Source organism: Mumia sp. zg.B17, from assembly GCF_019550915.1.
GTDB lineage: Bacteria > Actinomycetota > Actinomycetes > Propionibacteriales > Nocardioidaceae > Mumia.
In genome coordinates this window covers 226459-244133 of record NZ_JAHWCI010000005.1, presented here as the reverse complement: position 1 = coordinate 244133, position 17675 = coordinate 226459, and the positions used below count along the sequence as shown (strand labels likewise).

Genomic DNA, 17675 nt, shown 5'->3' with positions numbered 1-17675 from the left:
GCGATGACCGTGGTGGTGACGCCGTTCGGCGCCGACGAGCTGTCGGCGCCCGAAGGGCTGACCGTCGTGCCGTTCTCGGGAGATGCGTCGAACCTCCCCCCGGACGACGTCCTGGCTGAGGCGGAGATGTGGGTGCTCCCGTACGACCTGTCGTTCTCCGTCGGCGAGATCGCGGCGAGGATGCCTCGGCTTCGCGTCATCCAGGCGCAGTCGGCCGGCACCGACGGCATCGCGGCGCAGATCCCGGACGGCGTCACCCTGTGCAACGCGCGCGGCGTCCACGACGCGGCGACCGCCGAGCTCGGGGTCGGCGCGATCATCGCGTCCCTGCGCGGCATCCCCGCCTTCGTTCGGGCACAGGACGAGCAGCACTGGCTGCCGTACCGGTGGTGGGACTCCCTGGCGGACAAGACCGTGATGATCGTGGGCTACGGGAGCATCGGTCACGCTCTCGAACGCCGGCTCGCCGGCTTCGAGGTCGAGATCGTCCGCGTGGCCGGGCACGCACGCGAAGGGGTGCACGCCTCCTCGGAGCTCTCCGAGCTGCTGCCGACGGCCGACGTGGTCGTCCTCCTCACGCCGTTGACCGACGCCACCCGTCACCTGGTCGACGCGGAGTTCCTCGCCGCGATGCGCGACGGTGCGCTGCTGGTCAACCTCGCACGGGGCCCCGTGGTCGACACCGAGGCGCTGCTCGCCCAGCTCGAGGACGGACGCCTGCGCGCGGCGCTCGACGTGACCGACCCCGAGCCGCTGCCGGCCGACCACCCGCTGTGGAAAGCGCCCAACCTCCTCCTGACGCCGCACGTCGCGGGCGGGACCTCGGCGATGCGACCCCGGATCCTCGCGCTGGTCAGAGATCAGCTCCAGCGGTTCGCGGCCGGTGAGGACCTGCTCAACCAGGTCCGGCTCCACCGCTGACCGCGTTCGGCGGTCCCGGCTGCATCGCCCATCTGATGGTCTTCGTCGCCGCCGACCCGGCCGTTCGGAAGGCGAGCGTCTCGGTGACGGGGAGCCACGGCAGCCGTAGCGGCCTGCGAGCCCAGCGGGGGAGCAGACCGACCGCGGCGCCCGACAGTGCGGCGTAGCCCGGTCGCAGCGCCCACGGCACCGGCGGAGTCAGCAGCAGGAAGCGCGCGGCTTCCCGCGCGGCGGCGGTGGAGGCGAGCTCGGGCCGGAAGGCGTGGAGCCGGTCGGCCAGCCCGGCGGTGTCGGCGGGCGGATCGTCGGCTCCCAGGGCCCGCGCGACCTCGGCCGCCTGCGCGACGTAGAGGTCGCGCTCGTCCGGAGAGAGCGGCGATCCTCCGTACCGGTCGTGCGCCCGCAGGAAGCTGTCCACCTCGGCGACGTGCACCCAGGTCAGCAGATGGGGGTCGTCGGCGGCGTACGGCCGTCCGTCCGGTGCCGTCCCGCGCACCCGTCGATGGATGGCCCGGACGATGCGTACGGCCCGCTCCGAGGTCTCCACCGTGCCGAAGGTGGTCTCGGCGAGGAAGCCGCTCGTCCGCTGGAGGCGCCCCCACGGGTCGCCGCGGAAGCCGGAGTGCTGGTCCACGGCCGCCATCGCGAGCGGGTGGAGCGACTGGAGGAGGAGGGCACGGATGCCTCCCACGAACATCGAGGCGTCCCCGTGCACACGCTGGATCGGGTCGTCCGGTCCGAACCGACGGGGACCGTCGGCGCCATGGATGCGCACGCGACGACGCGCCCCGTCGTCGCCCGCAACGCGGGCGAACAGCTCGTGCCCGAGCCGGTCGCGTACGCCCATGCGTCGACTCTAGACGCGTCCCAAAGAGTTCACCGTCGAGGTGATCGCCGCCGCGAACCGCTCGGCGGCCCCGTCGACCGACGGAAGGAACAGCGACGGCTCGGTCAGCTCCAGCTCGAGCAGCTGCGGGGCCCCGTCCCGACCGGTGACGACGTCCACCCGCGCGTACAGCAGGTCGGGGCCGCCGCCGAGCGCCTGGGTGGCCGCCCGGAGCGCCTGCGCGGCGACGGCGAGCTGTGCGTCGGTGGCGGTGGTCGGCGTGATGCTCTCGCGCGCGTCACGATCGTGACGCACCCCCTCGCCTCGGCGGAGCATCGCGCCCTTGACGACGGCGTGCGAGAGCTCGCCGCCGACGAAGAGGAGCGCGGTCTCACCCTCGTCGTCCACCGAGGCGATGTAGGGCTGGAGCATCGCCGTACGGCCCGCCTCCACGAGCGACCGGCTGTGGGCCAGCGCGTCGTCGACGTCCGACCAGCGCGCGGTGTCGCGCGAGCTCGCCGAGACGGCAGGCTTGACGACCCACTCGGTCTCGTCGACCGGGATCGCCCAGGCATCGGCGTGGGCGACGAGCGTCTCCTCGTCGGTGACGTCCCAGGCGGTCGGGATCACGGGGCAGCCGGCCTGGGCGAGGTCGCGAAGGTAGGTCTTGTGGGTGTTCCAGGCGATCACCTCCGCCCGGTTGCGCAGTCGCGGCACCCGCCGGGCCCACTCGAGGAACGCCTCGCGACGCGGGGTGTAGTCCCAGGTCGAGCGCACGACGGTGAGCGCGTAGGCATGCCAGTCGACGGCGTCGTCGTCCCACACCTCGACGGCGACGTCGTGGCCGTCGGCGCCGAGCGCGTCGCTCAGCAGCGTGACCTCGGCGTCGTCGACGTCGGACGCGGAACTGGCGAGGGCGATGCGAGCCACGGGGATCCCTTCGTGAGGTGGAACAGCCGACCTGACGGTACGCGACCCGTGCTTCAGCCCTGGACGTCCCCTCCGACCTCGCGGAGGTCCTCGGCAATGGCGCGCTCGCTCGCGAAGTAGGCGAGCCCCCAGTCGGCGACGGTCGCCGGCGACCTCAGGCGGGGGTCGTCACCGAGCATCTCGCGGACGCCACGGAGCTCGGCGGTGCGCTCCTCGAGCTGGGCGATGTAGACGTCCAGCCATCGCTGGACGTGCTCCGGCGAGACCATGTGGGCAAACATCAGGCGCAACGCCACCGGGTGCTTGAGGACCGGGAACGCCGGCTCGGAGGACTCGAGCCACTCCAGGAGGTGGGTCCTGCCGACCTCCGAGACCGCGTACCGGCGGGTGCTCCGCCGTCCGTTCGGGGCGTCGGTGACCTCGACCAGCCCGTTCTGCGCGAGCCGTGCCAGCTCGGTGTAGACCTGGCTGGTGGCAGGGGAGACCCAGTAGTAGCGCAGCGTCTGGTCGCAGCGCTGCTTGAGCTCGTAGCCGGTAAGCCCCGCGGCGTCGTGCGGGTCGAGCGTGAGCAGACCGAGGAGAGCGTACGAGGTCGTTGACAGGGCGCTCGGCACGTCCTTAGCGTAGCCAGTATTCCAATTAGGAACACTGGTGAGCACGTCGAGCGAGAAGACCGGGTGGGACGTCATGGAGGCCATGCTGCTGATCGGCACGCGCAAAGGACTGTGGATCGGTCGTTCGGACGACCGCTCGAGGTGGGAGCTGCGTGGGCCGCTGTTCGGGATGAACGCGGTCTACGCGACGTGCATCGACACCCGCAGGGAGGCGCCACGCCTGCTGGTCGGGACGATGAGCGAGCACTGGGGTCCTCAGGTCACCTGGTCCGACGACCTCGGCGAGACGTGGTCGGAGACCCCCGGCGGTGGCATCCGCTTCCCCGAGGACGCGGGGGTCGCTCTGGAGCAGGTCTGGCAGCTGACGCCGGGCACCGAGACCGACGAGGTGTGGGCCGGGACCCAGCCCTCCGCGCTGTTCCGGTCGACCGACCGCGGCGAGACCTTCTCGTTCGTGCGCGGACTCTGGGACCACCCTCACCGGACGGAGTGGGACGCCGGCTTCGGCGGTCAGGCCGTCCACACCGTGGTGCCCGACCCGGTCGACCCGGCGCGCGTCACCGTCGCGATGTCGACGGGCGGTGTCTATCGCACGGAGGACGGGGGGACGAGCTGGGACCCGCATAACGTCGGCATCAAGGCCTACTTCTTCCCCGACCCCTGGCCGGAGTTCGGGCAGTGCGTGCACAAGGTCGCCTCGCACCCCGACCGGCCGGAGCGGATGTACGCCCAGAACCATCACGGTGTCTACCGGTCCGACGACGGCGGTGACTCGTGGACGTCGATCGCTGACGGGCTGCCGAGCGACTTCGGTTTCCCGATCGTGGTGCACCCCGCCCAGCCCGACACCGTGTACGTGTTCCCTCTGGTCGCCGACTCCGACCGGATGCCGCCGGGGGCGCAGGCGCGGGTGTGGCGCTCCGACGACGCGGGGGAGACCTGGCGCGATCTCGGCAAGGGCCTGCCCGACCCCTACTACGCGGCCGTGATGCGTGACGCCTTCCGTGCCGATGACGCGCCGGCGTACGGACTGCCGGCAGGCCTCTATCTCGGTGGGCGCGACGGCAGTGTGTTCGCCAGCGCCGACGAGGGGGAGACCTGGGCGGAGGTCGCCTCGCACCTTCCCGACGTGATGTGCGTGCGTGCGGCCATGGTCTGAGGTGACGTGCAGAGCGATCATCAACCCTGACCGCTTGACATCATACAATCAAAGATGCAGGCTTGATCTCTAAGGATCCACTCTGCAACCTTGATGGAGGGCCGTCGTGTATGTCATGACGCTCGACCAGCGGCGAAGCCGCCGAGACCGTGACGCCGTGCCCGAGCTCCTCGTCACCCTCGCGGGCATCGCCGATCCCGTACGCCCCTTCGAGCGCACCGCCGGCGACGAGGTCCAGGGCCTGGTGGAGGATCCGAGACAGGTCGCCGATCTCGTCGTGCACGCCCTGCGCGAGCGCCGGTGGTGGATCGGGATCGGGGCCGGCGTTGTCGAAGGGCCGCTCCCCGACACGACCCGGGCCGGGCGCGGCCCTGCCTACGTGTACGCGAGAGAGGCCGTCGAGCGTGCCAAGTCCGAGCCGCAGCCGGTGTGCGTCCGCGCCGAGGACACCGGTCCGGCGGAGGATGCCGAGACTGCGTTGTGGCTGCTCGCCGGCCTGCTGTCCCGGCGTACCGGCGCCGGGTGGGAGGCGGTCGATGCGATGGCGGACGGCGGGACCCAGCGGTCCGCGGCGGCAGGGCTGGGGATCACGGCGCAGGCGATGAGCAGCCGCCTCGCCGTCGCGGGCTGGACCGAGGAGCGCCGAGGCCGTACGCTCGCCGCGCACCTCCTGGCAGCCTGCGACCCGGAGCAGAAGAATCACTGAGGAGCGAGGCCGATGACGACCTACGTGCTGGTGGTCGCTGCCGCCTGCCTGGCGCTGGTCGGATGGGCCTTCGTCCAGAGCGAGCCCGGACGCCAGGTGGTCGGCGCAGTGCTCGGTCTCGCGGTCGCGCTCGCCGTCGTCGCGAGCATCTTCGGAGAGCCCGTCACCGGTGTCCAGCACGACATCCTGATCCTCTTCGCCATGGTCCTGGCGGTCGCCGGGGGCGGTGTGGTGACCTCCGCCGTCTTCGACACCATCGACTCCTCGCGCTCACCGGCGACCACGCACGGCCAGACGATGAGCGCCGCGGCCGACATCCTGCGCGGCGGGGTGTGGATCGGGGCGCTCGAGCGGCTCGCCGTCTTCGGCTCGCTCGCGGCCCGGTGGCCCGAGGGCGTCGCCATCGTGCTCGCCGTCAAAGGACTGGGCCGCTATCCGGAGCTCAAGATGGGCACGGCGACCGGGGTTCGGGGCGAGACGACGGGGACGGCCGAGCGCTTCATCATCGGGACGATGACCAGTGTGATCTGGGCGGTCACCTGCGCCTACCTCGCCTTCGCCCCGTACGTGCTCCCGCCCGGCCGCTGAGTCCCAGCCCCCGGGACCGTCGTCCGGACCCCGCCTCGTCCGCCGTAATCTTGAGCTATGGCGTCCGAGACCCCCGACATCAAGCCCCGCAGTCGTGACGTGACCGACGGACTGGAGAGCACCGCGTCCCGCGGCATGCTCCGTGCCGTCGGCATGGGAGACGACGACTGGCAGAAGCCGCAGATCGGCGTCGCCTCCAGCTGGAACGAGATCACGCCCTGCAACCTCTCGCTGGACCGTCTCGCCGGAGCAGTGAAGAACGGCGTCCACGCGGCGGGCGGCTACCCCCTCGAGTTCGGCACGATCTCCGTCTCCGACGGGATCTCCATGGGTCACGAGGGCATGCACTACTCGCTGGTGTCGCGCGAGGTCATCGCCGACTCCGTCGAGACCGTCATGATGGCCGAGCGGCTCGACGGGTCGGTGCTCCTCGCCGGCTGCGACAAGAGCCTGCCCGGCATGCTGATGGCCGCGGCGCGGCTCGACCTGTCGAGCGTGTTCCTCTATGCGGGCTCGACGATGCCGGGGCAGGTCGACGGCAAGGACGTCACCATCATCGACGCCTTCGAGGCCGTCGGCGCCTGCCTGAAGGGCATGATCTCGCGTGACGAGGTCGACCGCATCGAGCGCGCGATCTGTCCGGGGGAGGGGGCCTGCGGCGGCATGTACACCGCCAACACGATGGCCTCGGTCGCCGAGGCTCTCGGCATGTCGCTGCCCGGCTCGGCCGCCCCGCCGGCGGTCGACCGTCGACGCGACGGCTTCGCGCACCGCTCCGGCGAGGCCGTGGTCAACCTGCTCCGTCGTGGCATCACGGCCCGGCAGATCCTGACCAAGCCGGCGTTCGAGAACGCGATCGCGGTCGTGATGGCGCTCGGGGGCTCGACCAACGCCGTCCTCCACCTGCTGGCGATCGCCCGCGAGGCCGAGGTCGACCTCACGCTGGACGACTTCGTGCGGGTGGGTGAGAAGGTGCCGCACCTCGGTGACCTCAAGCCCTTCGGCCGCTACGTGATGAACGACGTCGACAAGGTCGGCGGCATCCCGGTCGTCATGAAGGCGCTGCTCGACGCCGGTCTGATGAACGGCGACACCCTCACGGTGACGGGCAAGACGATGGCGGAGAACCTCGCGGAGCTCGTGCAGCCCGTCGACGGCGACGTCATCCGCCGCCTCGACGACCCGATCCACGCGACCGGTGGACTCACGATCCTCGAGGGCACGCTCGCCCCGCAGGGAGCAGTCGTCAAGAGCGCCGGGTTCGACGAGAGCGTCTTCAGCGGTACGGCGCGGGTCTTCGACGGTGAGCAGGCCGCGATGGCCGCGCTCGCCGACGACACCATCGGTGCCGGCGACGTCGTCGTGATCCGCTACGAGGGGCCCAAGGGCGGCCCCGGCATGCGGGAGATGCTCGCCATCACCGGGGCGATCAAGGGCGCGGGTCTCGGCAAGGACGTCCTGCTCCTCACCGACGGCCGCTTCTCGGGCGGGACCACCGGGCTCTGCGTCGGCCACGTCGCGCCGGAGGCCGTCGACGGCGGCCCGATCGCGTTCGTGCGCGACGGAGACCCCATCACGCTCGACGTGGCGAACCGTCGCCTCGACGTGGAGATCGACGCCGACGAGCTCGAGGCGCGCAAGGTCGGATGGACGCCGAAGCTGCCCGTCGTGCCGCCGCGCGGCGTGCTCTCGAAGTACGCCAAGCTCGTCGGCTCGGCAGCGGACGGGGCCGTCCTGGGCTGAGGCCTGAGGAGGATGCGCGCCGTCATGTGGGACGGACATCTCAGGATGCGAGACGCGAGTGACGCTGGCTTGACCCTCGGGGGCCCGTCGCGCACTCTTGTCTCGTGCGCAACCTCCTTCTCGTACCCCACTGACGCGCGACCGGCAACGGTTCCGCGTCACCCCTCGAATGCCCGCTCGGGCCGAGGGGTTTTTTGTTGCCACCAGACCGTCCGAGAAGGCCCCAGCACGAGGGCAGCCGCCCACCACACGCCGGCGAGACCGGTCCGTACGAAGGGACAGCGATGAGCGAGCAGGTCACCGGGGCCCAGAGCCTCGTCCTGGCACTGGAGCACGCCGGGGTCGAGGTCGTCTTCGGGATCCCGGGCGGCGCGATCCTTCCGGCGTACGACCCGTTGATGGACTCGCAGAAGGTCCGCCACATCCTCGTCCGTCACGAGCAGGGCGCCGGTCATGCGGCCCAGGGCTACGCGGTGGCCAGCGGCAAGGTCGGTGTCTGCATGGCGACGTCCGGCCCCGGGGCGACCAACCTCGTGACTGCGATCGCCGACGCCTACATGGACTCGGTTCCGATGGTCGCCGTGACCGGGCAGGTCGCGAGCCGCGCGATCGGCACGGACGCGTTCCAGGAGGCCGACATCCGCGGCATCACGATGCCGATCACCAAGCACAGCTATCTCGTGACCGATGCCGCGGAGATCCCGCGAGCGATCGCCGAGGCGTTCCACATCGCGTCCACCGGCCGACCCGGGCCGGTGCTGGTCGACATCTCCAAGGACGCGCTGCAATCCGCGACGACCTTCGCATGGCCGACCGAGCTGCACCTCCCGGGCTACCGGCCGACCAGCAGGCCGCACAACAAGCAGGTCCGTGAGGCGGCGCGTCTCATCGCGGCGGCCGAGCGCCCGGTCCTCTATGTCGGCGGCGGCGTCGTGAAGGCCAACGCCTCGACCGAGCTCAAGGTCCTCGCCGAGATGACCGGCATCCCTGTCGTCACGACGCTGATGGCGCGCGGCGCGTTCCCCGACAGCCACCCCCTCCACCTCGGGATGCCGGGCATGCACGGCACGGTGGCGGCCGTCGGTGCGCTCCAGAAGAGCGACCTGCTCATCTCGCTGGGTGCGCGCTTCGACGACCGGGTGACCGGGCACCTGGAGTCGTTCGCGCCCGGCTCCAAGGTCATCCACGCCGACATCGACCCGGCTGAGATCTCCAAGAACCGCACCGCCGACGTGCCGATCGTCGGAGACTGCCGTGAGGTGATCGCCGACCTGGTCGTCGCGCTGCAGGCCGAGTACGCCGAGCACCCCGCCGACTACACCCCGTGGCGCGGGCAGATGCAGGCGCTCTCCGCCCGCTACCCGCTCGGGTACGAGGAGCCGGACGACGGGTCGCTGTCGCCGCAACGGGTGATCCAGCGCATCGGCCAGATCGCCGGCCCCGGCGCGACCTACACCTCCGGCGTGGGACAGCACCAGATGTGGGCTGCCAACTTCATCGAGCACGAGCGCCCCGCCCGCTGGATCAACTCCGGCGGCATGGGCACGATGGGCTTCTCCGTCCCTGCCGCCATGGGAGCGCAGGTCGCCCGCGCCGGTGAGGTGGTGTGGGCCATCGACGGCGACGGCTGCTTCCAGATGACCAACCAGGAGCTCGCGACGTGCGCGCTCGAGGGCATCCCGATCAAGGTCGCCGTCATCAACAACTCGTCGCTCGGCATGGTCCGGCAGTGGCAGACGCTCTTCTACGATGGCCGCTACTCCAACACCGACCTGCAGACCGGCGCCGACGAGGCCCGCATCCCCGACTTCGTCAAGCTCGCCGACGCCTACGGCTGCGTCGGGCTGCGGTGCGAGAAGGCCGAGGACCTCGACGCGGTGATCGAGAAGGCGATGTCCATCACCGACGCGCCGGTCGTCATCGACTTCGTCGTGCACCGCGACGCGATGGTGTGGCCGATGGTCCCGGCCGGAGTCAGCAACGACATGATCCAGATCGCGCGCGACATGGCGCCCGAGTTCGGTGACGAGGAACTGTGATGAGCCAGCACACCCTGTCCGTCCTGGTCGAGAACACCCCTGGTGTGCTCGCCCGCGTCGCGAGCCTCTTCATGCGCCGCGGCTTCAACATCGACTCGCTCGCGGTCGGGCCGACCGAGATCCCCGAGATCTCGCGGATGACGATCGTGGTCAACGTCGACGAGCTGCCTCTGGAGCAGGTCACCAAGCAGCTGAACAAGCTCGTCAACGTCCTCAAGATCGTCGAGCTCGAGCCCACCACCTCGGTCGAGCGTGAGCTCATGCTGATCAAGGTCCGCGCCGACTCACGGACGCGCGGACAGGTCTTGGAGACCGTCCAGCTGTTCCGGGCGAAGGTCGTCGACGTCGGCGTCGACGCGGTGACCATCGAAGCGACCGGAGACCCCGGCAAGCTCGAGGCGATGCTGAAGGTGCTCGAGCCCTTCGGCATCCGCGAGATCGCCCAGTCCGGACGCGTCGCGATCGGTCGCGGAGGACGGTCGATCACCGACCGCACCCTGCGGGCGGTCCCCGGCGCGTCCACCCAGACCGCCTGAGCGTACGGTCGATACGGGCCGTACGTCTGATCCGAGCGGCACCACCCCGGTGCCACACGGCACCACGAGAAGGAGCAACCCCGTGCCTGAGCTGTTCTACGACGACGACGCCGACCTGAGCGTCATCCAGGGCCGCAGCGTGGCCGTCCTCGGCTACGGCAGCCAGGGCCACGCCCACGCGCTGTCCCTGCGCGACTCCGGCGTCGACGTCCGCGTCGGACTCCCCGAGGGCTCGAAGAGCCGTGAGAAGGCCGAGAACGAGGGCCTTCGGGTGCTCACCCCGGCCGAGGCGTGCGCCGAGGCCGACGTCATCGTCGTGCTCGCGCCCGACCCGGCGCAGCGCAGCCTCTACACCGAGGCGATCGAGCCGAACCTCAACGACGGCGACGCCCTGATCTTCGGGCACGGCTTCAACATCCGCTACGGCTACGTCAAGCCGCCGGCCGGTGTCGACGTCGGCATGATCGCGCCCAAGGGCCCGGGTCACCTCGTCCGCCGCGAGTACGTCGAGGGCCGTGGCGTCCCCGTGCTCGTCGCCGTCGAGCAGGATGCCACCGGCAACGCGTGGCCCCTGGTCCTCTCCTACGCCAAGGCCATCGGCGGCCTGCGTGCCGGCGGCATCAAGACGACGTTCACCGAGGAGACCGAGACCGACCTGTTCGGTGAGCAGGCGGTCCTCTGCGGCGGCGTCTCCGCACTGGTCCAGGCGGGCTTCGAGACCCTGACCGAGGCCGGCTACCAGCCCGAGGTCGCCTACTTCGAGTGCCTGCACGAGCTCAAGCTGATCGTCGACCTCATGTACGAGGGTGGCATCGCCAAGCAGCGCTGGTCGGTCTCCGACACGGCCGAGTACGGCGACTACGTCTCCGGTCCGCGGGTCGTCGACGCGCGCGTCAAGGAGAACATGCAGGCGGTCCTCGCCGACATCCAGAACGGCGCGTTCGCCGAGCGCTTCATCGCCGACCAGGACGCCGGTGCGGCAGAGTTCAAGAAGCTGCGCGCCGAGGGCGAGGAGCACCCGATCGAGGGCACCGGCCGCGAGCTGCGCAAGCTCATGGCCTGGGTCAAGAGCGGCGACGACGACTACACCGAGGGCACCGCTGCGCGCTGACCCTCGTACGTCCCGACCGGCGGTGAGCCCGGTCCCACGCGCATCACGGCGTGGGACCGGACTCACCGCCGTCGGCGTTGGCGGGCCGCGGGGAGGTCTCCGGGGTAGATGAGACGAGCGAGCCAGCGGCGGGACGCGAGATAGACCTCGTGAACCCCTCCGCGGCGCCAGGCGCGACGGACGCGACGGGCGGAAGCCATGCATACCCCTCGGGGGAAGGAGTCGGGTGGGTTGCCCGAACGCTAGCGGGCCGGTGCGACGTCGCGGAAGGGGCTCCCGGCACTTCTGTTATCGTCGCCAGCAGTTGCAAGGCCGGGGTGCCCGAAGGGCTGAGAACACACCCGCCGAACCTGATCCGGGTCATACCGGCGAGAGGGAGCCTGATGCTCGAACCCCGTACCGCTGCCCACGTCCACGACCAGCTCCGGGCGCAGACCCCGCTGGTGCAGGTCATCACGAACTACGTGTCGATGGACATCGCCGCCAACCTGCTCAATGCCGCAGGCGCCTCTCCGGCGATGGTCCACGACCCGCACGAGTCCGCGGAGTTCGCCGGCATCGCCCAGGCCGTCGTCGCCAACATCGGCACGCTGTCCCCGCCGTGGGTCGACGGCATGCTCGCCGCGGTCGAGGTCGCCTCGGCCACGGGCAAGCCGTGGGTCCTCGACCCGGTCGCGGTCGGCGCGACCACCTATAGGCGCGAGTCCGCCGCTGCCCTGATCGAGCACCGCCCGACGGTGATCCGGGGCAACGCGAGCGAGATCCTTGCGATCGCGACGTCGACGGGAGCAGGGCGAGGGGTCGACGCCGACGCCGATACGGCCGACGTCCGTACGGACGCCGAGGCGCTCGCGTCCAAGCTGGAGACCGTCGTCGCCATGACGGGCGCCGTCGACGTCGTCACGGACGGCACCCGTACGACCGAGATCCACGGCGGCGATGCGCGCGCCCCGATGATCACCGCGCTCGGGTGCTCCGCGAGCGCCCTGGTCGCCGCGGCCTGCGCGGTCCATGACGACGCGTTCGAGGCGTCGGCGAGCGCACTGGCGATCCTGACGGCCGCGATCGAGAAGGCCGCGCCGCTCGCCGAGGGTCCCGGATCGCTGCGCTGGCGGTTGCTGGACGCGCTGTCCACGTTGTCTTCCGAGGCGGTCGCCGAGGTCGTCGCGCGCTGATGGTCGGCCCGGCCGGAGACGTCCGTCTCTATCTCGTCACCGGGTCCGTGCCTCACGGTGCGGACCTGGTCGACGTCGTCGCCGACGCCGTCGACGGGGGAGCGACGACCGTCCAGCTCCGCGACAAGCACGCGTCGACCGACGAACGCATCCGGCTGGCCACGAGGATCGCCGCGCGCGTCGGTGACCGTGCGTCGTTCGTGCTCAACGACGACCTCGCGGCGGCGCGCGCCGTGCCCGGTGCGGGCCTGCACGTCGGGCCCGATGATCTCCACCCCGCGCGAGTGCGAGAGGTGCTCGGCGACGACGCGGTCGTCGGGTGGTCGCTGCACGACCTGGCCCAGCTCGACGACGCCGAGGCGCTCGCCGCGTGCAGCTACCTCGCGGTCAGCCCGGTGTGGGCGACGCCGACCAAGCCCGACACGACCGCGCCGTGGGGACTCGACGGCGTACGCCGCCTGCGCGCGGCAACGCCGGACGACCTCCCGCTCGTCGCGATCGGGGGCATCTCCGCATCGAACGCCGCGTCGGTCGTCGCCGCCGGCGCCGACGGCATCTGCGTGGTCTCCGCGATCTGCTCGGCACCCGAGCCGCGTGCGGCCGCCCGCACGCTCCGCGAGGTCGTCGACGCCGCCCTCGCCGCACGCTCGGAGGTCCAGCCCTGAGCGCCGTGCCCGTCATGCTCACCATCGCCGGCTCCGACCCCTCAGGCGGCGCCGGGATCCAGGCGGACCTCAAGACGGCGACCGCCCTCGGCGTGTACGGCGCCGCGGCCCTGACCGCGCTCACCGTCCAGAACACCCGCGGCGTCTTCGGGATCCACCCGGTGCCTGCGGCGTTCGTCGCCGAGCAGGTGCGTGCCGTGCTGGACGACCTGGACGTGAGCGTGGTCAAGATCGGGATGCTCGGCACGGTGGAGATCGTGCTCGCGGTCGCCGACGTCCTGCACACCGCGGACGTGCCCGTCGTGCTTGACCCGGTCATGGTGGCCACCTCCGGCGACACGCTGGTCGGGGAGGACGTGGTGGACACCATCCGTACGACGTTGCTGCCGCTGGCGGCCGTCGTCACGCCCAACGTGCCGGAGGCTGCGGTCCTGACCGGCACCGCGCCGGCGACCGATCCCCACGGGCTGGCGACCGCCGGGCGCGCGTTGCGCGCAGCGGGCGCTGCAGCCGCGCTGGTCAAGGGCGGACACCTCGAGAGTCCGGAGAGCATCGACGTGCTCGTCGACGCGGAGGGTGCGTGCACCTATCGTGCACCGCGGATCGACAGCCCCAACACGCACGGGACAGGCTGCACGCTGGCGTCGGCGATCGCGTCCGGCCTCGCGCTCGGCCTGCCGCTGCGCGAGGCGGTGGGTGAGGCCAAGGACTACCTGACCGGGGCTTTGCGCAGCGGCGCCGAGCACTCGGTGGGTCGCGGCCACGGACCTGTCGACCACCTCTGGAGGGCGCGTAGGTGACGGACGAGAGGACGTTCTCCGAGGCCGCGTGGACGCACGTCGCGAGCTGGTACGACGCGATCCTCGAGCACCCCTTCGTGGTCGGTCTCGCCGCCGGGACGTTGCCGGAGGACGTGTTCGGCCGCTACCTGCTCGACGATGCCCACTACCTCTCCCGCTACGGCAGCACGCTCGCGATGCTGGCCGCGCGTGCGGGCGACCCGGCGCTGTCAGCCGGCCTCGCACGCGCGGCCGCCGAGGCGGTCGAGGCCGAGCGGCTGATGCACGCGGAGTTCCTCGTGCCTCGCGGCCTCGACCCGGACGGGCCTGATGCGGCGGAGCCGACGCCGACCTGTCAGGCCTACGCCGGCACGCTGCTCGCCGACGCCGCGTACGCACCGGTCGAGGTCGGTCTTGCGGGTGTGCTGCCGTGCTTCCGCGTCTATCTGGAGGTTGGGCGCGCGATCGCGGCGCAGGCGACCGACGCTGCGCATCCCTACCGCGCCTGGATCGACACCTACTCCGACCCCGCCTTCGACGCCGCGGTCACGCGGGCCGAGGGGTGGGCCGACCACCTCGCGACGACGGCGACGCCCGAGCGCCGTACGAAGATGCTCGCCGCCTACGAGCGCGCGACGCGATTCGAGTGGATGTTCTGGGACGCGTCGTGGCGCGGGGAGACCTGGCCGAGGGCCTGACCTCCCCGCGCCCACCTGCCGTCACGGGCAGCCGGACATCTCCCGCACCGTGAGCGTCGGAACCCCGTCGCGGACCGCGTCGGCCACCGCCCGGACCCCGTCGGCATACTCGCCCTCGGCGTCCATCGGCGCGAGCAACGGCCAGCGGCGCCCGCTTGCCAGCGCCTCGACGGCGGCCTTCCTCGCCCGGTCGTCTCGCGCGTCCTCGGCACGCCGGAGCTCTCCGACCCAGCCGCACACCACCGGCTCGAGCACCTGGGCGCTGAGCTGGTAGCGGTCGTTGGTGCCGAGGTCGTCGAGTGACGCACGGTCGAGTCCCGGCGGGAGCGGCACACCGGCCAACAGCTCGTCGATCACCTGCGAGGCCTTGTCGGGAGTGACGATCTCCGGCGGCATCGCCGCGAGCCACTCCGGGACCGAGACCGCTCGAACCGTTCGCAGGACAGCCACGATCTCGGCGCGATTCCTCCAGCCGCCGCCGGTGCGGATCTCGGAGAACGTGCCGCCGGACGGGCGCAGCATCACGGCGATGTCCGTGGTCGAGTATCGGAACTCGCTGCCATCCTGCCCGTCGATCGAGAACGGTCGCGGAGCAGAGACGTCGAGACGGTCCTCGAAGTAGCCGGCGTACTGGTCGGCTCGGTACCAGACGAACTCGAGCTCGCGATCGCCCTTGGTGAACACGATGGTGCCCTCGTCCTCGGCGAACCCGTACACGTGGGTCACCTTCCAGCCGGGCTCGCCGACCAGCAGCCGCGGCTGGCGGCCGGCGGCTTCGACGACGGCGGCGGCGTAGCGGATGGGCGCCTCGACCGTCGGCTCGGAGGCGGCAGGAGGCGCGGCCGGCGTCTCGGGGTCGTCGGTCGAGCCCACCCAAGCGGGGACGAGGAGGGTTGCGGCCATGACGGCAGCGGACGCGAGCGCTCCGGCCAGTGGCAAGCGCCACGATCGTCTCGACCGCTGAGGGCGTCGAGCGGTGTCGGCCATGATCTCGTCCAGCAGGGCTCGGTCGGCTCCGCCGAGGTCAGGCGCCGCGTGCCGCGCGTACGGGTCGGCGGCGCTGAGCCGGCGGTCGAGGTCGGTGTCGTTCATCGTCCCTCCTCAGGGCTGAGCACGGTGCGGACGCTCATCACGCGTCCGGGTTCGGGACGGTCGTCGCCAAGGGCGTCGCGAAGCCGTCGACGCGCTCGGGACAGGCGGGTCCGTACGGCGCTCGGACTGATCTCGAGGACGCGTGCGATCTCGCGGGGTTCGAGCTCTTCCCACGCCGAGAGCATCAACAGCTCACGGTCGGCCGCTCCGAGCCGCTGCAGCGCCGTTCGGACGGCACTGTGCTCCGCGACGTCGTCGGAGGGGTGGGCGTCGGAGGTCTCGCTCAGCTGCTGCCGCAAGCGCTCGCCGAGGCGCTCGCGGCGGCGCCCACTGCGCTCGGCGTTCGAGCGGACGTGCCGGGCCACCCCGTACAGCCAGAGGCGGCTCTCGTCCCCGGACGGGATCGCGTCCCAGCGCCGCCAGGCGACGAGGAAGGTCTCCGCGACGAGGTCGGCGGCGTCGTCAGGGTGGCGCGTCCGGCGGATGGCGTAGGCGAGGAGCGCGTCGAAGTGGGCGGTGTAGAGCTCGCGGAAGCGCTCCTCGCGAGCCGTGTCTGGTGTCGTCGTCACGTCACGTCATGTCCGGGGCGTAGCCGATCGTGACAGCCGCTACGCGGTCAGCGCAGGGCCGCGTCGCGAGGGCGCCGACGTGGGGCGCCCGGCCAGCACGGTCTCCCATGCGAGGGCGAGACGGTCGACGGCGTCGTCGATGGCGCCCGTGCTGCGGTCGTACGGGAGGCGCAGGGCGGACTCACCACCGCCGTCGGCGTAGAACCGTGGGCCGGCGGTGAGCAACAGGTCCTGGGCCTCCGCGGCGACGACGAGCCGGCTCGAGGCCCGCCTCGGCAGGCGCACCCACAGCGACAACCCGCCGGCGGGGGAGTTGAGACTCCAGTCGGGCAACCGATCGGTCACCGCCGTCCTGAGTGCGGACCGGCGCGCGCGCAGGGTGTCTCGGCGCTCGTCGAGCACCTCCTCGCGGACGCGGAGGAGCTCCGCGACCGCGAGCTGCTCGAGCACCGGCGTGCCGATGTCGAACGTCTCTCGCGCCGCGACCAGCCGCGGGACGACGGCGTGCGGGGCGCGGATCCACCCGATCCGCAGGCCACCCCAGAACGACTTGCTCGCGGAGCCGAGCGTGATCGCGCCTGGATGGTGCGCGGCCAGCGGGACCGGCATCGCACGCTCCTCGACGTCGAGCGCGAGGTCGAGCATGGTCTCGTCGACGATCGGGACCGTCGTCGAGCGACGCAGGATCGACGCCACCTCGTGACGCATGATGTCGTCCATCAGTGCGCCCGTGGGGTTCTGGAAGTCCGGGATCAGGTACGCCCACGCGACGGGCGCCGCGCGGACGGCCGCGGCGAGCGCGTCGAGGTCGAGGCGGTGGCCGTCGTGCGGCACGCCGAGGACGCGCAGGCCGGTCCGGCGCAGCGAGTCGATGGCGTTCGGGTACGTCGGGCTCTCGACCACGACGCGATCGCCTCTCGCGGCGAGGGTCCGGCTGACGAGGTTGAGCGCGGACTGGGCCCCCGAGGTGACAAGAATCTGGTCGGGATCGGTGGGCAGCCCGCGGTCGGCGTAGCGCTGCGCGACGAGCTCGCGGAGCACCGGGACGCCCACCGTCTCGTACCCGGTCTGCGCGAGGTAGGCGGGCAGCTGTTCCAGCGCGCGGCTGTAAGCCAGCCCGACGCCTGGGGCCGCCTGGCCGGCAGCGATCGTCCAGCCCACCATGCTCGATCCGCTGGGAGGCGTGTACGGAGGACGGGCACCGCGAGGCAGGGTGACGACGCTGCCGGACCCACGCCGCGAGACCAGCAGCTCGGCATCCCGCAGCACCGCGTAGGCGCGGGTCACCGTCGTCCGGCTCAGGGGGAGGGCGGCGGTGAGCTCGCGCTCGCTCGGCAGCCGTGTGCCGGCCGGGATGCGCCCGTCGAGCACGAGGAGTCGGATGAGGTCGGCCAGCTCGCGGTACCCGGGAGGGTCGTCCGCCTCGATGTCGAGCAGGACGTGGAGACGCTCCGCCGACAGGACCGATGTGGGAGCCATGTAAGCCACCATGTCACGATTGGCTATCGAACGGTAGGCCAATCG

Annotated in this window: 17 protein-coding genes, 1 pseudogene and 1 riboswitch; of the genes and pseudogenes, 12 read left to right on the top strand and 6 right to left on the bottom strand. The window is 71.6% G+C overall.

Translation table 11 applies throughout. The features are described 5' to 3' along the window. Positions 1-3: 3 nt before the first annotated feature. On the top strand, positions 4-921 hold the full coding sequence (locus KV097_RS06795) for a 2-hydroxyacid dehydrogenase (protein WP_220365442.1): 918 nt from the start codon (positions 4-6) through the stop codon (positions 919-921). On the opposite strand, the gene KV097_RS06790 is transcribed toward KV097_RS06795, so the two are convergent. The 3 genes and pseudogenes from KV097_RS06790 to KV097_RS19885 form a co-directional block, all read right to left on the bottom strand. Next, positions 896-1768, bottom strand: a complete 873-nt coding sequence (locus KV097_RS06790; RefSeq protein WP_220365441.1) for an oxygenase MpaB family protein — start codon at positions 1766-1768, stop codon at positions 896-898. The two genes, KV097_RS06795 and KV097_RS06790, sit on opposite strands and share 26 nt — an antisense overlap. A gap of 9 nt (positions 1769-1777) precedes the next feature. Next, on the bottom strand, positions 1778-2677 hold the full coding sequence (locus KV097_RS06785; RefSeq protein WP_220341176.1) for a hypothetical protein: 900 nt from the start codon (positions 2675-2677) through the stop codon (positions 1778-1780). Between the two features lie 359 nt (positions 2678-3036). Continuing rightward, positions 3037-3366 (bottom strand): annotated as a pseudogene (locus KV097_RS19885) (PadR family transcriptional regulator); the annotation flags it as partial. Between KV097_RS19885 and KV097_RS06775 the strand changes: the two are divergent. From KV097_RS06775 to KV097_RS06725, 11 genes are all read left to right on the top strand, one after another. After that, complete coding sequence (locus tag KV097_RS06775; protein ID WP_220342454.1) at positions 3365-4450, top strand: exo-alpha-sialidase; 1086 nt, start codon at positions 3365-3367, stop codon at positions 4448-4450. The pseudogene KV097_RS19885 and the gene KV097_RS06775 sit on opposite strands and share 2 nt — an antisense overlap. Before the next feature lie 157 nt (positions 4451-4607). Further along, complete coding sequence (locus tag KV097_RS06770) at positions 4608-5156, top strand: transposase (RefSeq protein ID WP_308289361.1); 549 nt, start codon at positions 4608-4610, stop codon at positions 5154-5156. A gap of 12 nt (positions 5157-5168) precedes the next feature. After that, positions 5169-5744 (top strand): hypothetical protein, encoded by a 576-nt coding sequence (locus KV097_RS06765; RefSeq protein ID WP_220341179.1) that lies wholly within the window; start codon positions 5169-5171, stop codon positions 5742-5744. A 57-nt stretch (positions 5745-5801) separates the two neighbouring features. Further along, positions 5802-7487, top strand: coding sequence for a dihydroxy-acid dehydratase (gene ilvD, locus KV097_RS06760; RefSeq protein WP_220341180.1), 1686 nt, complete (start codon positions 5802-5804; stop codon positions 7485-7487). Positions 7488-7771: 284 nt separating this feature from the next. After that, complete coding sequence (locus tag KV097_RS06755) at positions 7772-9526, top strand: acetolactate synthase large subunit (RefSeq protein ID WP_220341181.1); 1755 nt, start codon at positions 7772-7774, stop codon at positions 9524-9526. Next, positions 9526-10062 carry an acetolactate synthase small subunit gene (gene ilvN, locus KV097_RS06750; protein WP_220365438.1) on the top strand — a complete coding sequence of 179 codons (537 nt, stop codon included), beginning with the start codon at positions 9526-9528 and terminating at the stop codon, positions 10060-10062. Before KV097_RS06755 ends, ilvN begins: the two co-directional genes overlap by 1 nt. Before the next feature lie 82 nt (positions 10063-10144). Beyond that, positions 10145-11173: a ketol-acid reductoisomerase gene (gene ilvC / locus KV097_RS06745; protein WP_220341183.1), complete on the top strand. Its 1029-nt coding sequence runs from the start codon at positions 10145-10147 to the stop codon at positions 11171-11173. Between the two features lie 303 nt (positions 11174-11476). Then, positions 11477-11568, top strand: a riboswitch (TPP riboswitch). Then, a complete protein-coding gene (gene thiM / locus KV097_RS06740; protein ID WP_220365437.1) occupies positions 11557-12348 on the top strand; it encodes a hydroxyethylthiazole kinase in 792 nt (263 codons plus the stop codon). It overlaps the preceding riboswitch by 12 nt. Beyond that, positions 12348-13013 (top strand): thiamine phosphate synthase, encoded by a 666-nt coding sequence (thiE, locus tag KV097_RS06735; protein ID WP_220346851.1) that lies wholly within the window; start codon positions 12348-12350, stop codon positions 13011-13013. The genes thiM and thiE overlap by 1 nt, the downstream gene beginning before the upstream one ends. Before the next feature lie 14 nt (positions 13014-13027). After that, a complete protein-coding gene (gene thiD / locus KV097_RS06730) occupies positions 13028-13813 on the top strand; it encodes a bifunctional hydroxymethylpyrimidine kinase/phosphomethylpyrimidine kinase (RefSeq protein ID WP_220365436.1) in 786 nt (261 codons plus the stop codon). Then, positions 13810-14490 carry a TenA family protein gene (locus KV097_RS06725; RefSeq protein ID WP_220365435.1) on the top strand — a complete coding sequence of 227 codons (681 nt, stop codon included), beginning with the start codon at positions 13810-13812 and terminating at the stop codon, positions 14488-14490. Before thiD ends, KV097_RS06725 begins: the two co-directional genes overlap by 4 nt. Positions 14491-14511: 21 nt before the next feature. On the opposite strand, the gene KV097_RS06720 is transcribed toward KV097_RS06725, so the two are convergent. The 3 genes from KV097_RS06720 to KV097_RS06710 are packed head-to-tail and all read right to left on the bottom strand — an operon-like array spanning position 14512 to position 17630. Then, positions 14512-15582 carry a hypothetical protein gene (locus KV097_RS06720; RefSeq protein ID WP_220365434.1) on the bottom strand — a complete coding sequence of 357 codons (1071 nt, stop codon included), beginning with the start codon at positions 15580-15582 and terminating at the stop codon, positions 14512-14514. Beyond that, positions 15579-16151: an RNA polymerase sigma factor gene (locus KV097_RS06715; protein ID WP_220365433.1), complete on the bottom strand. Its 573-nt coding sequence runs from the start codon at positions 16149-16151 to the stop codon at positions 15579-15581. Before KV097_RS06715 ends, KV097_RS06720 begins: the two co-directional genes overlap by 4 nt. Positions 16152-16190: 39 nt before the next feature. After that, on the bottom strand, positions 16191-17630 hold the full coding sequence (locus tag KV097_RS06710; protein WP_220365432.1) for a PLP-dependent aminotransferase family protein: 1440 nt from the start codon (positions 17628-17630) through the stop codon (positions 16191-16193). Between the last annotated feature and the right edge of the window lie 45 nt (positions 17631-17675).